This is a genomic window from Caenispirillum bisanense, from assembly GCF_900230255.1.
In the GTDB taxonomy this organism is placed as follows: Bacteria; Pseudomonadota; Alphaproteobacteria; order Rhodospirillales; family Rhodospirillaceae; genus Caenispirillum; species Caenispirillum bisanense_A.
Genome location: NZ_OCNJ01000014.1, coordinates 1 through 13,937 on the forward strand (window position 1 = coordinate 1; position 13,937 = coordinate 13,937).

General features: G+C 69.0%; 16 protein-coding genes. 6 read left to right on the forward strand and 10 right to left on the reverse strand.

Annotation, left to right across the window (positions count from 1 at the left end):
• Positions 1–242: 242 nt before the first annotated feature.
• The 3 genes from CRP50_RS25320 (at position 243) to CRP50_RS21905 (ending at position 2,600) form a co-directional block, all read left to right on the forward strand.
• Entirely contained in the window at positions 243–827 is a 585-nt protein-coding gene (locus CRP50_RS25320) for a hypothetical protein (protein WP_141415228.1), read from the forward strand.
• A 23-nt stretch (positions 828–850) separates the two neighbouring features.
• Positions 851–1,915, forward strand: a complete 1,065-nt coding sequence (locus CRP50_RS21900) for an ImmA/IrrE family metallo-endopeptidase (RefSeq protein WP_281257963.1) — start codon at positions 851–853, stop codon at positions 1,913–1,915.
• Positions 1,916–2,069: 154 nt separating this feature from the next.
• A complete protein-coding gene (locus CRP50_RS21905) occupies positions 2,070–2,600 on the forward strand; it encodes a copper chaperone PCu(A)C (protein WP_097281337.1) in 531 nt (176 codons plus the stop codon).
• 13 nt (positions 2,601–2,613) lie between these two features.
• On the opposite strand, the gene CRP50_RS21910 is transcribed toward CRP50_RS21905, so the two are convergent.
• From CRP50_RS21910 to CRP50_RS21930, 5 genes are all read right to left on the reverse strand, one after another.
• The gene (locus tag CRP50_RS21910; protein ID WP_097281338.1) at positions 2,614–3,708 is read right to left on the reverse strand and encodes a serine hydrolase domain-containing protein; all 1,095 of its coding nucleotides are present in this window, start codon (positions 3,706–3,708) and stop codon (positions 2,614–2,616) included.
• Between the two features lie 97 nt (positions 3,709–3,805).
• Positions 3,806–4,534, reverse strand: coding sequence for a class I SAM-dependent methyltransferase (locus tag CRP50_RS21915; protein ID WP_176525301.1), 729 nt, complete (start codon positions 4,532–4,534; stop codon positions 3,806–3,808).
• Positions 4,535–4,636: 102 nt separating this feature from the next.
• On the reverse strand, positions 4,637–5,389 hold the full coding sequence (locus CRP50_RS21920) for a hypothetical protein (protein ID WP_217992106.1): 753 nt from the start codon (positions 5,387–5,389) through the stop codon (positions 4,637–4,639).
• Complete coding sequence (locus tag CRP50_RS21925) at positions 5,386–6,306, reverse strand: aminotransferase class IV (RefSeq protein ID WP_097281340.1); 921 nt, start codon at positions 6,304–6,306, stop codon at positions 5,386–5,388. Before CRP50_RS21925 ends, CRP50_RS21920 begins: the two co-directional genes overlap by 4 nt.
• Positions 6,307–6,380: 74 nt before the next feature.
• Entirely contained in the window at positions 6,381–6,791 is a 411-nt protein-coding gene (locus tag CRP50_RS21930; RefSeq protein ID WP_097281341.1) for a hypothetical protein, read from the reverse strand.
• Between the two features lie 133 nt (positions 6,792–6,924).
• Between CRP50_RS21930 and CRP50_RS21935 the strand changes: the two genes are divergently transcribed.
• From CRP50_RS21935 to CRP50_RS21945, 3 genes are all read left to right on the forward strand, one after another.
• The gene (locus tag CRP50_RS21935) at positions 6,925–7,299 is read left to right on the forward strand and encodes a hypothetical protein (RefSeq protein ID WP_097281342.1); all 375 of its coding nucleotides are present in this window, start codon (positions 6,925–6,927) and stop codon (positions 7,297–7,299) included.
• 4 nt (positions 7,300–7,303) lie between these two features.
• Positions 7,304–7,522 (forward strand): SlyX family protein, encoded by a 219-nt coding sequence (locus CRP50_RS21940; RefSeq protein ID WP_097281343.1) that lies wholly within the window; start codon positions 7,304–7,306, stop codon positions 7,520–7,522.
• A gap of 106 nt (positions 7,523–7,628) precedes the next feature.
• Positions 7,629–8,432: a M48 family metallopeptidase gene (locus CRP50_RS21945; RefSeq protein WP_097281344.1), complete on the forward strand. Its 804-nt coding sequence runs from the start codon at positions 7,629–7,631 to the stop codon at positions 8,430–8,432.
• Positions 8,433–8,490: 58 nt separating this feature from the next.
• On the opposite strand, the gene CRP50_RS21950 is transcribed toward CRP50_RS21945, so the two are convergent.
• From CRP50_RS21950 to CRP50_RS21970, 5 genes are read right to left on the reverse strand one after another with little or no spacing between them, the layout of a single operon-like run.
• Complete coding sequence (locus CRP50_RS21950; protein WP_097281345.1) at positions 8,491–9,522, reverse strand: glycosyltransferase family 2 protein; 1,032 nt, start codon at positions 9,520–9,522, stop codon at positions 8,491–8,493.
• A 34-nt stretch (positions 9,523–9,556) separates the two neighbouring features.
• Positions 9,557–10,843: a glycosyltransferase family 4 protein gene (locus CRP50_RS21955; RefSeq protein ID WP_097281346.1), complete on the reverse strand. Its 1,287-nt coding sequence runs from the start codon at positions 10,841–10,843 to the stop codon at positions 9,557–9,559.
• A 19-nt stretch (positions 10,844–10,862) separates the two neighbouring features.
• Complete coding sequence (locus CRP50_RS21960; protein WP_097281347.1) at positions 10,863–11,642, reverse strand: SGNH/GDSL hydrolase family protein; 780 nt, start codon at positions 11,640–11,642, stop codon at positions 10,863–10,865.
• Positions 11,639–12,217, reverse strand: a complete 579-nt coding sequence (locus tag CRP50_RS21965; RefSeq protein WP_217992107.1) for an acyltransferase — start codon at positions 12,215–12,217, stop codon at positions 11,639–11,641. The genes CRP50_RS21960 and CRP50_RS21965 overlap by 4 nt, the downstream gene beginning before the upstream one ends.
• Before the next feature lie 20 nt (positions 12,218–12,237).
• A complete protein-coding gene (locus CRP50_RS21970) occupies positions 12,238–13,815 on the reverse strand; it encodes an undecaprenyl-phosphate glucose phosphotransferase (RefSeq protein ID WP_097281348.1) in 1,578 nt (525 codons plus the stop codon).
• Between the last annotated feature and the right edge of the window lie 122 nt (positions 13,816–13,937).

A 13,937-nucleotide genomic window follows, 5' to 3' on the forward strand; every position in this document is an offset into this window, starting at 1 on the left:
AAAAATGAGAATGCGTCACGATAAGCTCCCTTCCGGGGAGCTTGAATCACATCGTGAGCCGCTGGGGAAGCCGGTTTATGGGTCCTGACCCTAGTGCAGCGTGAGAGCCCTCACTAAGGGGCTTCCTTCATCCCGTTGGACTGTCCGAAGTGCCAGGCTGGCCACATAAGTCGTGCATAAATTTCCTTGTTTTTGGTAAAAGGCCATGCGATAGTCTCTCCATACCGTAACTGGAGGTGCGGATGGCCGTTGCCGAGATGGGGGAAGTAAAGGGCGTATTAGCCGATTTCGAGCCCCGTATACGTTCAGTAGTTCACGCTTCGTGGGTCGAGTTCCTGGACCTTCAGAAGGCCCGCCGGTTCATGTATGCCCGCACTCGGGCAAACGCCTACTTCGATATCCTCGCGCAGAATGCGATACAGGAGTTCGAAGGGGATAGGCACATCCGCGTTTTGGCGAAGGGCTCGACCGTGCAGTTCCTGTTCAGGGAGCGGGTCCTGCTGCGATTCAAGAAGGCGAATGCCAATGGCGTCGGATCGAACATTGAAACTCAGGAAGTTCTGAATTTCATCGACCCGCAGCTAAACATACCGGGGCTTTTGCCCGACGTTCACCGCGTTGAGGTCTGCTACCAGCCCGATGCTCTCGGTATGCAGTTGCAAGAAGTTGCTGTTGTTGCGCGCAATCGTACTAAGCGGGTGTGGGCATATCCGCTAGAAGGTGGAGCGATCGCGGAAGTGATTCCGCTTCCCGCGCGTTCACCGGACGAGATGCCGCCTACCGTAATTCCGAAGAAACGGAAAAAAGAAAGCAAAGAGCAAGAGTAGTGGCTATGCGACCAAATGGAGATATGCTGCGCTTGGCGCGGCATTTGCGTGGAATGCAGCAGGTCGAGGCGTCCAAGCGCCTCGGCATAGACCAGTCAATGCTCTCTCGTATCGAGAACGGAATTGTCGATATAAGAGATGACATTGTTAGTCGCGCAGCAAGCTCTTATGAGTTGCCGCCATCTTTCTTTTATCTGACGGAGCCCGTTTATGGGGCGCCGGTCAGTGTTCATCCTATGTGGAGAAAGAAAGCAGACGTCGGCGTACGAGAACTCGATTGCGTCATAGCCGAACTAAATGTCAGGGTAATGCACATCCGTCGCCTTTTAGAAGGTGCCGACGTCGCATACAGTAATGAGTTACCGCGCCTGGACGTCGAGGATTACGGTGATCCGGCGAAAATTGCGTCGATTGTAAGGGGTCATTGGCGCATGCCAAGAGGCCCTATTCGCAATCTTACAGTATATGCCGAGAAAGCGGGTGTTTTGGTGGCGCATTCGGCACTCAATGGAGCGTCGATCAGCGGCGTGACCTTTGCAACACCCGGAGTTCCGCCGCTTATTGTTCTCAACAGTGAACAACCTGCTGATAGGATGCGGTTTACCCTAGCCCATGAGCTGGGGCACTTGATAATGCATAGGTTCCCTAACCCAAATATGGAGGAGGAGGCTAATGCATTTGCGTCGGCTCTTCTGCTTCCGAATGCAGATATTCGTCCATATTTCTTAGGTAGAAAGATTGATCTAGCGCTTCTCGCGTCTCTCAAGCCGGAGTGGCAAGTGTCGATGGGTGCCCTCTTAATGGCGGCGGCTAACCTTGGATGTCTCACTGCGAATCAGAAGCAGTATCTGTGGAGGCAAATGAGTGCGAGAGGTTATAGGTTGCGTGAGCCGCCAGAACTTGATTTTCCTCAAGAAAAGCCAACAGTAATTCCAAGCTTGCTGAAGGTGCACTTGGAGGGTTTGGGTTATTCGACCGGCGAGTTGGCGGGTATACTTCATGTAAATCCATCTGATTTGCAGTCGCTTTACCCTGTTGTTAACAATGTAACCTCTAAGGAGCGTCTCCGGCTAACTATCCTAAAATGAAATTTTTGGTTCTTTGCTAGGTTGCAAGGCGGGCGAGCGGCCAGAGGGCGGACTTTATGGGGGGAAATCTGCGGGGCCGCCGAACTAGCTACGTATCCAGCGCTCCCACCCGCGTTGCCTTCTCTTGCGCCCTACAAGCTAGAGGACAGCCCCCATGCCCCGCACCCCCGCCATCCTAACCGCCGCCGCCCTCTTCGCCGCCCCGGCCTTCGCCGTCGAGGAGAAGGTCACGACCCAGCACCCGCCGCGCACCGTCGGCGGGACGATCACCATCTCCGACACCTGGGTGGAGAAGGAGGTGGGGCCGCAGCGCATGGCCTCGGCCTATGCCGTCATCGAGAACACCGGGGACAGCGCCGACACCCTGCTCGGCGCCACCACCGATGCGGCGGGGGAGGTGGAGATGCACACCTATCTGAACCGCGGCCCGGTGCGGCAGATGCAGCGGATCGCGCGCATCCCCATCGGCCCCGGCGAGACGGCGCGCCTCGCGCCCGGCGACCGGCACCTCATGCTCGTCGACCTGCAGCACCCCCTCGACGAGGAGAACACCATCGACCTCACCCTCCGCTTCGAGGTGGCGGGCGAGGTGACGGTGAACTTCGACGTGCGCGAAACCCACGCCGGCCAGCCGCTGTCCGCCGAGGTGCCGGAGGAAGCGGACAGCCGCGAGCGGACGGACTGACCGCCCGCCCGCGCTACCGGTCCAGGCGCTCGGCAATGGTGTCGGCCAGGTCTTCGGCGTCGAAGTCCTCGCCGTTGGCGAGCACGATGACCGTCAGGCCGGTGTCGAGCGTGCGGCGGTAGGCGGTCGCCGTGCCGTACCACGATCCGCCGTGGGCGGCGACGCGGTGGCCGTTGTCGTCCTCGTACAGCGACCAGCCCCAGCCGTAGCCCGCGCCGTCGCCGTCGTCCAGCGGCGAGCCGTCGTCCAGGCGGCCGTTGCGGAACAGGGCGTCGCGCGTCCGGCCCGTAAACAGGCCGTCGCCGGCCAGCGCGGCCTCGTAGCGGGCGAGGTCGGCGATGCTGGTCCACACCGTGCCGTCGCCCTCGACGGCGGTGTCCCACTCGCTTTTCTCGAAGTCGCCGTCCGTGCCGGCGTAGCCGGTGGCCCGCCGCTTGCGGTCGACCGGCAGGCCGAGCGCGGTGGAGGTCATGCCGAGCGGTCGGAACAGGCGCGCCTGCAGCACCGCGTTCAGGCTGCGCGCGCCGTCGACCGCGGCGACCAGCGAGCCGAGCACCACGTAGCCGGTGTTGGAGTAGTCGAAGGCCTCGCCGGGCGCCAGCAGCAGCGGCGTGTCGGCGAGCCAGGCGAGAACCTCGGCGTTGGTGGTCGTCCCGTCGTAGTCGAGCCCGTCGTCGTCGAGGTAGTCGGCGAAGCCCGCCGTGTGGTGCAGGAGATCGTCGACGGTGATCGGTCGGTGGGCGCCGTCGTGGATCTCCGGCAGGACCGGCAGGTGCCGCGCCACCGGCGTGTCCACCGCCAGGCGTCCCTCGGCCACCTGCAAGGCGGCGGCGAGCGCCGTCATCTGCTTGGACACGGAGGCGAGGTCGAACAGGGTGTCGGGGTCGACCGGCCTCTTGCGCCCGATGTCGGCGAAGCCGTAGCCGGCGGCGTGCAGCGTCTCGCCCTTGCGGGTGACGAGCACGGCGAGGCCCGGCGTGTCGACGCCGACATGCGGCCGCACCAGGGCGTCGACCGTGCCCAGGCGCTCCGCCGCCGCGGGCGCGGCAGCGAGGCAGACGGCGAGCCCGGACAGGAGCCGGGCCGCCAGACGGTTCAGAGAGATCATTGCCGGACAGGTCCGTCGATGGCATGCGGGAGGTCAGTCTACCCGCACGCCGCCGGACGTGTCGATGTTCGTCGAAACGTCTCCGCCGCGCCGTGGATCACTCGCCGGCGGCGCGCAGGGCCTTGGGCTGGTTGCGGATGTGCACGAGGCTCGCGCCGGCGAAGCCGGGCACGGGCAGGATCTGCTCCGTCTCCAGGTCGCCGAGCACGTCGAGCGTGCTCCAGGCCATCTGCAGGTTGAAGCCGATGGCGTCGCCGAAGGGCTCGGCGGCGCGTTCCATCAGGGCGCGCAGCGGCTTGGTGGAGGAGAATCGGTTGACCACCAGGATGCTGCCGCCCGGCTTGCACAGGCGGCGCATTTCCGTCAGCAGGCGCTCGGGCTCGGGCGTCACCGACAGCACGTACATGGACACGACGGTGTCGAAGCTGGCGTCGGGGAAGGGGGTGGCGCGGGCGTCCATTTCCTCCAGCGCCTCGACGTGGCGCAGGCCGTGGCGGGCGACGCGGTCGCGGGCCTTGTCCAGCATCTCGCGGCTCAGGTCGATGCCGACGACGCGCGCCTGCGGGTCGTAGTGGGGCAGTGACAGGCCGGTGCCGACGCCCACCTCCAGCACGCGGCCGGGGGGTTGGCCGTTCATCAGGCGCACCGCTTCCTTGCGGCCACGATCGAGCACGCCGCCGAAGATCATGTCGTAGACCGGGGCATAGCGGCGGTAGCTGGCCTTCACGGCCGCCAGGCCGATTCCCATGCGCTTCGGCCGCCCGGGTCCGGACGCCGCGCGGGCGTCGCCGTCGTGGTCGCGGGTGGCCTGCTTGGTCTGCATCATGCTCTCCTCACGGTTGGTCCAACCCCTCATCTGGGGACGGGCTCGGCCTTTTTCACGCACGCCGGGCCCGGCTTCAACGCCTGTAACGCGGAAACGGCTCGCTCAGGGGCGCAGGCGGTGGCGGTACAGGCGGTCGTAATAGGGCAGGGCGGCCTCGGCGACGCGGGCATACTGCGCCGGCAGTTCCGGTGCCGGCGGCGGCGGCGGGCCGAAGCCGGTGGAGGCCTCGACGGCGGCGTACCAGTGCGGCGCCCAGACGCCGTCGCTGTCGCGCCGGCCGGCGGGCCAGGCCAGCATGGCGTCGCTGAAGGGCACGCCGAGGGCCTCGCACAGGCAACTCAGCAAGGCGCGCGGGTCGCCCAGCACGTCGCGGCCGTCGATCACCGGCGGGGCGGCGCCCAGGCGGTCGGCGACGCGGTCGAACAGCTCTGCCTGGCGCACCACGCCGATGTCGGCCAGCTCGCAGGCGGCGCGCTTCTGGGTGTAGGACGCCACCACCTCGCGCGGGTCGCGGATGAGGAAGGCGTGACGCAGGCCGTCCATCCAGTCCAGGCCGATGTCCGGCAGCATGTGGTGGGTCATGTGCTTCTGGTAGAACACCGTGGCGCCGGCCGGCAGCGGGTCCTGCGACACCTGGCGGGCGACGACGCGCCAGTCGGTCGGCTGGCTCGCCATCACCGCCTGGCGCACCGGGTGGTCGATGCCGGTGGCGGCGAGGTAGGCGGCGTAGAAGGGCTCGTCGGCGACCACCGTGTCGGGCCGGTTCTCCCAGGCGCGCATCATGGCGGTGGAAATGTTGCGCGGGCCGGACCACATGGCGATGCGGACGGCGCCGTCGGCGGCGGCGGCGGTCATGCGGCGGCTCCTTCCGACAGCATGAACTCCTCGTAGAGGCCGGAGAGGCGCCGGGTGAGCGGGCCGGGGCGGCCGTCGCCGATGACGCGGCCGTCGATGCGGGTGACGGGCGTGATGCCGCCCAGCGTGCCGGTGACGAAGGCCTCGTCGGCCGACCACGTCTCGGCCAGGGTGAAGTCCAGTTCGCGCGCCGGGATGCCGGTCTTGGCGGCCAGGGCCAGCACCTTGCGGCGGGTGATGCCCTTGAAGTTGTAGCGGCCGGTGGAGGTCCACAGCTCGCCGCCGCGGACGACGAAGAAGTTGGTGGAGTTGCAGCTGGCGACGAAGCCGTGCGGATCGAGCATCAGCGCCTCGTCGGCGCCGGCCTCGATGGCCTGCAGCAGCGCCTGGATGAGGTTGAGGCGGCTGTGGCTGTTGAGGCGCAGGTCGAACACGTCCGGCCCGCTGCAGCGGAAGGTGGAGGTGAACAGGCCGAGGCCCCGTTCCTTCACCTCGGGCCGCGGTGTCTTGTATTCCGCCAGGATGACGATGGTGGGGCCGGAGACGGTGAAGCGCGGGTCCTGGTTGATGGTGCTCTTGCGGCCGCGGGTGACCATCAGGCGCAGGTGGGCGCCGTCGGTCATGCCGTTGCGGTCGAGCGTCTCACGGATGAGGCCGGCCATGGCGGCACGGTCCATGCCGAGGTCGATGCGGATGGCCGCCGCACCCTCGAACAGGCGGTCGAGGTGGTCGTCGAGTGCGAGGATGCGGCCGCGCACCAGCCGCAACCCTTCCCACACGCCGTCGCCGAGGCCGTAGCCGGCGTCGAAGACGGACACGGTCGCCTCCGCCCGCGGCACGAAGCGCCCGTCGACGTAGACCACGACACTCTCGTTGCGCGGGTCTTCCAGGTAGCCCTGCGCGCTGTCCTTCGACATGGTGTCCCTCTGATAGCCGAGCCGGCAATGAGGGTATGCGGAAGGATGCAGCCTGCGCAAGGGGCGCCGCCGGGTTACTTCTCGGCGGTCAGGGGCACTTCCACCAGGGCCTTGCCGTCCTTGAACCAGCGCAGGGTCGGGCCGCTGCCGGTCACCTCGACGTAGGCGTTGTTCATGGAGCAACCGTTGTCGATGCCCTGGCCGTCGTCGTTGCGGCGGCGGGGCAGGAAGGCGTGCGTGCCCTCCACGGCGCCGGCGTATTCCACCCAGGCGTTGCAGTCCCAGTCGCTGACGCCGCGGAACGAGAGGGTGCCGGCGGTGCGGCCGATGCGCTGCGGCTGCACCTCCAGCACCACCGACACGATGCCCGCCTCGGTGCGGGTGGAGCCGCTGTAGCGCCCGGCGAGGCCGTCCGCCGCCTGGGCGGGCAGGGCGGCGCCGGCGGCGGCGAGGGCACAGGCGAGAAGACGAAGGCGCAAACGCATGGCGGGATAACCCCTGCAAAGGTTGTAGCCGCTTCCTTATGCCTCGCCCGCATCGCGCGTGCAACTGTAAGATGATCGCCCTGGCGTCTCTCCCGTTCTTCCCAGGCTCGCGCGGCGGCGCTATGGTGCGGCCATGTTCGGATTGCTGTCCCTGTTCGGCCGGTCGAAAGACATCCAGCGCCTCGACGACGCCCTGCGCGCCGCCGGGCTGCATCCGGCCGTGGTGCCGGAAGCGGTGAAGCTGACGGTCCTCAAGCTGCTCGGCGACTGCCGTCAGGACCCGTCGGCCCTGGGCGAGGCGGCGGCGCTGCTCGGCTACCTCATGCTCGGCCCCGACGACTATGCCGAGGCCACCGGCGCCCGCGCCGGCGCGGCGGCGGAAGCGCGGGTCGAGGCGGCGGTGGCGGCGGGCGATAGCCTGGATGCGCAACTGGTGCTGCTGACCCTGCAGGCGCGCGTCGCCCAGCCGGCGGTGGTGCAGCGCTTCGGCCTTGAAGCGGAGGATTGACGCCATGGCCGCAGACGACCTGGAAGCCCGCCTCGTCGACCTGGAAATGCGCCTCGCCCACCACGAGCGCATGGCCGAGGACCTGTCGGACGTCATCGCCGACCAGGGCCGCACCATCGACCGCCTGACCCTGCAGATTCGCCGCCTCATCGAGCGCCTGCTGGAGGTGGAGGCGGGCGGCCAGGGCTCGCCGCAAGACGACAAGCCGCCGCCCCACTATTGACGCTTTCTGCCGGTTGAATGACCCGCAGGCACCCCGCAACCGGCCGTCGGTGCCGGGTGTTGTCGCATCAGAGCATGCTCGCATCCGCCAGCAGAGAGGTCTGTCCATGTCCGCCTTCCGTGCCGTCCGCCGTTCCTCCCGCCGTGCCGCCGTCGGGGCCGTCGTCGCCCTGCCGCTGGCGCTCGGCGCCTGCGCCGGGGATTCGACCGGCCTCGGCATCAACCTGGTGTCCGAGCAGCAGGTGGCCGAACTGGGCGCGCAGAGCTGGCAGCAGATGAGGCAGGAGATGCCGGCGTCGCGCAACGCCACCTACCAGCGCGCCGCCCGCCAGATCTCCGACCGCCTGCTGCAAGCCGCCGGCCTGAACCCGTCCGAGTGGGAGGTGCAGGTGTTCCAGGGCAAGGAGGCCAACGCCTTCGCCCTGCCGGGCCGCAAGATCGGCGTCTACGAGGGCATGTTCGGCGTCGCCAAGAACGAGGCCCAATTGGCCGCCGTGATCGGTCACGAGATCGGCCACGTCCAGGCCAACCATTCGCAGGAGCGCCTGTCGAGCCAGATGGCGACGCAACTCGGCGTCGACCTCGCCGGGGCGGCGCTGGGGCAGGCGGGGCTCGGCCAGCCGCAGCAGGTGGCGGCGCTGCTCGGCGCCGGGGCGCAGTACGGCCTGCTGCTGCCCTATTCGCGCAACCAGGAACTGGACGCCGACCGCCTCGGCCTCATGCACATGGCGCGGGCCGGCTACGATCCGCGGGCGGCGGTGGAACTGTGGCAGAACATGAGCGCCCAGGGCGGCGGCCAGCCGCCGGTCTTCGCCTCCACCCATCCGGGCCACGAGCAGCGCATTCAGCGCCTGCAGCAGCTGATGCCCGAAGCGCTGGCGGTCTACCGCGACGCCGGCGGGCGGGTGTAACGCCACCACGCCCGTAAAGGAAACGCCCGCGGCGACCGGCCGCGGGCGTTTTTCGTGTCTATCGACTGGCAGCCGTCGCCGGCTCGGCCGGGCGGGGCCGCGGGCGGCGGGCGAGGGCGGGCACGCCGTCCTCGCCGCGCAGGCCGGCGAACCAGCCTTGCAGCGCCACGAAGAAGTTGCGCACCGCGCCGTGCCGCAGGTACTGCGCCGTCAGCACCAGGGTGGTCAGCAGGATCACCGGGTAGAGGCGCGGGAAGAAGCGGCGGCTGAACAGCAGCTTGTTGCGCTCGTCCAGGTATACCGACAGGGCGGAGCGCTGGCGGCGCTGGGTGTTGGAGCCGATGGTGCTGCCGTGGTCGTGCGCCACCACGGCGGCATGGGCGTATCCGAGCCGGTGGGCGCCGCGGCGGAAGCACCAGTCCACTTCCTCGTTGTAGAGGAAATAGCGCTCGTCCATCAGGCCGACGTCCTCGATGAAGGCGCGCGACACCAGCATGGAGGCACCGTTGACGTAGGTCGTCTCGGCCTCCACGGCGGCGATGTCGGGGGTGGCGTCGCCCGGCTGGTTGAGGCCGATGTTGAAGCCGCGCGCGATAAGCGGCCGCCAGCGGCCGCCATAAAGCTGCACCCGGCCGGTCTTGCGGAACACCAGTCGGCTGCCGACCATGCCGTAGGGGCCGCGCGCCAGATGGCGGTGCATCTCGGCGAGCGCGTCGGGGGCGGGTTCGGTGTCGGGGTTGAGCACCCACACGGCGTCCCACCGGCCGCCGGCCATGGCGTCGCGGATGGCGGTGTTGACGCCGCCGGCATAGCCCAGGTTCTCGCCGGGGCAGAGCACGCGCACAGTCTGGCCGCCGGGCTCCAGCCGGCCGTGCCAGACGAGCGGCCCGCCGGCGGGCTCCCCCTGGTCCGCCGGGGCGGCGGCGACGCGGCCGGCCAGCGCCTCCACCAGGGCGCGGGCGGCGGCATGGCCGCCGTTCTCGCAGATGTGGACCGTGAAGGCGCCGTCGGTGGACCGCGCCAGCGCCCCCAGGCACTGGCGCACGTCGTCCGGGTTGCGGTAGCCGACGATGGCGATGGCAGTGGTCATGCGGCAGGTACTCCGTCTGCTGGACCGGCGGGCGTCACGACCGGGCGGTGGAGGAGGCGGCGCCCTGCGGCTCGGCCTCCGCCTGCGGTTCGAGCGCGATGGCCCCGCCGAGGCCGGCGTGGCGGTAGGCGGCGAGCAGCTTCGGCACCTCGTTGGTCCACTGCAGGTGGCTCATCATGCGGTGGTAGCCGTAGACGGCCTTCTCGTGGCGCATGGTCTCGTCCACCAGCAGGCGGCGGGTCTGACGGGCGAAGTCGAGCAGGTCGCCGTTCTCGGCGTAGACGGCGGCATCAAGCGCCGAGCGGCGGCCTTCCACCAGGTCGAACTGCACCAGCGCCTTGCCCATGGCCATGTATTCCATGACCTTGTTCATGGTGCACTTGGACGTGTAGTCGTTGCATGGATCGGGGCACAGGCCGATGTCGATGGACGACAGGGCGCGGTTCAGCGCCTCGCCGCGCAGGTAGCCGGTGAAGGTGACGTAGGGGGCGATGCCGAGGTCCTCCGCCAGCGCCATCAGGCTCTCGCGCTCCGGCCCGTCGCCGATGAGCAGGAAGTGGGTGTCGGTGTGGCCGAGGTCCTGCACGTAGTGGCGCACGATGCGCAGCAGGTCGTCGACGCCGTCCTGGCTGCCCATGATGCCGACGTAGCCGGCGATGTAGGTGGCCTTGGCGCGGATCTCGGGCTCGGGCTCCGACGGCTTGAAGCGCGAGACGTCGGGGCCGCTGCGCACGATGAACACCGAGTCCGGGCTCTTGCCGCCGCGCTCGACGGCGATCTGCTTGTAGCTCTCGTTGGTGCTGATGACGGCGTCGGCCAGCTTCATGCTGAGCTTTTCCGTCAACTGCATCATGCGGTGGCCGACGTCGCGGCGGCCGAACTTCTCGTAATAGAGTTCCGGCGTCAGGTCGTGGTGGTCGAAGATGAACTTGCGGCCGAGCAGCTTGAAGGGCGCGGCCACCAGGAAGATGAGGTCGGGCGGATTGGCGGCGTGGATGACGTCGAACCCGCGGGTGAAGAACACCCGCCACGCCAGCAGCGTCTGGAACAGCAGGGCGGCGGCGTATTCCAGCACGAAGCCCAGAGCCCCGCGCGCTTCCGTCGGCAGCGGGTGGCGATAGATGGCGATGCCCTCGATCTCCTCGAAGCTTTCCGTGTACTGGCGGCCCTTGGGGCAGATGACGCTGACGGAATAGCCGGCGTCGCGCAGCGCGCGCGCCTCCTGCCAGACGCGGCGGTCGAAGGGCACCGGCAGGTTCTCGACGATCTTCAGGACGCGCCGGCCGCGCCCGCGGGTCGGCTGCTGGGAGTGGGCGGTCATGGTGTCCTCCGGAGTGGGATCACAGGGCGGCCGAGGCATCGCGGTCGCCGCAGGAATGCGTCGGGTGGTCGGCCAGATGCCCGCGCAGCGCGTCGTTCATGCGCGCGTAGGCGGCCGGGGTGAGGTGCAGGGTGTCGCGCCGGAAGGCGTCGGGAAGGTCGCCCGCCGGCGCCAGGCGCTCCGCCAGGTCGAGCACCGCCACGCCGGGCGGGTCGGCGAGGCGGCGCAGGGCGTCGTTGGCGGCGGCGACGTGGTCGGTCACCGCCGGGTTCCACACCGCCCGGCGCAACAGCGAGGGCTCCGCCGGCGGCACGATGGTGGTCAGCACGAGGCAGGTGCCGGTCTCGGCGGCGGCGTCGGCCATGAGGGCGAAGGCGCTGCGCAAGTCGGCCGCGGCGCTGCGCTGGTGGTCGGCGTCGCCGAGGGAGGCGGCGACGAGGTCGTTGATGCCCGCCTGCACCACCACGACGGCGGGGCGGGCCTCGCGCAGAGCGGCTTCGAAGCGGCCGGTGAGCTGGCGCGCCGTTTCGCCCGGCAGGCCGCGCTCGGCGACCGCCAGATCGGCCGGCAGGTGGTGGCGCCAGTCGGCGACGCGCGAGTCGCCGATCAGCAGCACCCTCGGCCCCGGGCGGTCGGGCCAGGCCGCGCCGAAGGTGCGCTGCACCGGCGCCTCGGGCGCGGCGGCGTCGGCCAGCTTGCCGGCGACATAGAGTTCGCGCGCCGCCAGGGCGCCGCCCACTGCCAGCACGGCGAGCGCGGCGGCGACGGCCGTCACGACGAAGGTCCGGCGCGGTATCACGCGGCCCCGCGTTCCGCCGCCGCGGCGGCGACGGCCTGCTCGTACTCGTCGAGCAGGATGCCGAAGGCGCGGGTGCGGATGCCGCTCTTCACCACCTTGGCCGGATTGCCGGCGACGATGCTGTGCGACGGCACGTCGGCAGTCACCACCGCGCCCGAGCCGACGATCACCTGATCGCCGATGGTGACGCCGGGCATGACGATGGCGTTGGCGCCGACGAAGCAGTTGCGGCCGATGCGGGTGTCGCAGTGGATCAGCCGCGACATGTCGTGCGACAGCACCACGGCGCCGAAGGCCAGGTAGGTGTCGGCGCCGATGTGGACGCCGCGCGGGTTGGTGAAGTCGAGCCGCGTCTTCAGCGAGAACCGCACGCTTGGGTGCAGGTCCATCCTGAGGATGCGGCGATACACCCAGCAGCGGCTCCACACGATGCCGTTGCGCAGGTGCATGACCAGCCGGCGCAGCGGTCCCTTGCGGTGCGGCCGGTGGCGCCGGGCGCGGGCGCCGCCGGCGGCCTTGCGCTCGGGCGCCTCGGCCAGGGGCGCGGCGGCGGGGGAGGTCGTGGTGGTGGACATGGGTCGCTCCCTTGCCGGTCTCAGTAGGCAGTCTTCTGGAACCAGATGCGCAGGCCCGTGAGCAGGATGATCTTGATGTCCAGCAGCACCGACCAGTTGTCGATGTACTGAAGGTCGTGCTCGACGCGCTGGCGCATCTTCTCGTCCGTGTCGGTTTCGCCGCGCAGGCCGTTGACCTGCGCCCACCCGGTAATGCCGGGGCGGACGTTGTGGCGGGCGAAGTACTGGTCGATGAGGCGGCCGTAGAGCTCGTTGTGGGGCACGGCGTGCGGCCGCGGGCCGACCAGCGACATGTCGCCCTTGATGACGTTCAAAAGCTGCGGCAGCTCGTCCAGGCTTGTGCGGCGGATGAAGCGGCCGATGCGGGTGATGCGCGGGTCGTCGCGCGTCGCCTGCCTGGTGCCGCTGTCCGGCACCGGCCCGGTGTACATGCTGCGGAACTTGAAGATGTCGAAGACCTGGTTGTTGAAGCCGTAGCGCTTCTGGCGGAACAGCGCCGGGCCGGGGCTCTCCAGCCGGATCGCGAGCGCGAGGCCGAGCATGATCGGCGACAGCGCCAGCAGCATGAGGCTGGCCAGGATCACGTCCTCGCAGCGCTTGACGAAGCCCATGGGCTCGTCGATGCGCGAGTTGGCGACGGTGAACACGGGCACGCCGGCGATACGCTCTATGTCGGGCACCTTGGCGCCCCAGATGAGGTCGTGCGGCACCAGGTCGATGCGCACCGGCGTCTGCGACATCTTGTTCAGCAACTGGCGGATGCGGTCGTCGGCCTGCCAGGGCAGGGTGACGATGACGCGGTCGATGGGCTGCTGACGCAGGTTGGCGAGCAGGTCCTCGGTGGTGCCGCGCACGCAGTGGCGGCCGAGCGCCGGCGGGCAGCGGCGCAGGCGGTCGTCGTAGAGGCCGATCACTTCGACGTCGCCGCCCGTGTTGTTGATGCGCTCGAGGATGCCGCGCGCCCGGTCGTTGACGCCGAGCAGCGCGATGCGCTCGCGCAGCAGGCCGCGGGCCCGCTGGCGGTGGACGACGGCGCCGGCGACGATGTGGTTGATCGCGACCAGCGCGACCGCCAGCCCGAAGGCCAGCGCGAGCCACAGGCGCGACGTCTCCTTCAGGTAGCCGACGGCGAAGGAGCAGGCCAGCACCGCCGCCGTCGCCGACAGCAGGCCGAGGAACAGGGCGTTGATGTGCTGGCTGGAATTCTTGAGGGTGTTGACCGCATAGGCGCCGTGCATCTGCAGCACGGCGAGCGTCATGAGCAGCGACGCGCCGACGAACATCAGGTCGCGCGAGGTCATCAGGACGGTTTCGAAGCGGATGGCGTAGGCTGCCACGGCGGCGACGAAGAGCGCCGCGGCATCGGCCACCATCAGGCCGTTCTGGATCATGCGCCAGGCGGCGCGGACGTATTGGTGGCGCGCCCCGGCGCCCGGCGCCGCCCCGAACCGGTCGGCCGGCGCCCTGGCGGTGGGCAGGGGAACCGCGGCGGCGGCGGCGCCGGCGCGGTCAGGGGCCATGGTGTCAAGCGTGTCGTCGGCGGCGAAGGCGGCGGCCGCGACCGGGCCGACCTCCTGCTTGTGCAACGCTTGGCTCATGTAACGTCTCCCATGCGAGTCTTTCCCGAAAGCTGCGGTACTGGGAAACCACACGGCCGCCCGACATGGCGGCGGCAGGGTCACCGGCAAGGCCGCCCGTGGCGAACGGCCGCAAGGATCCT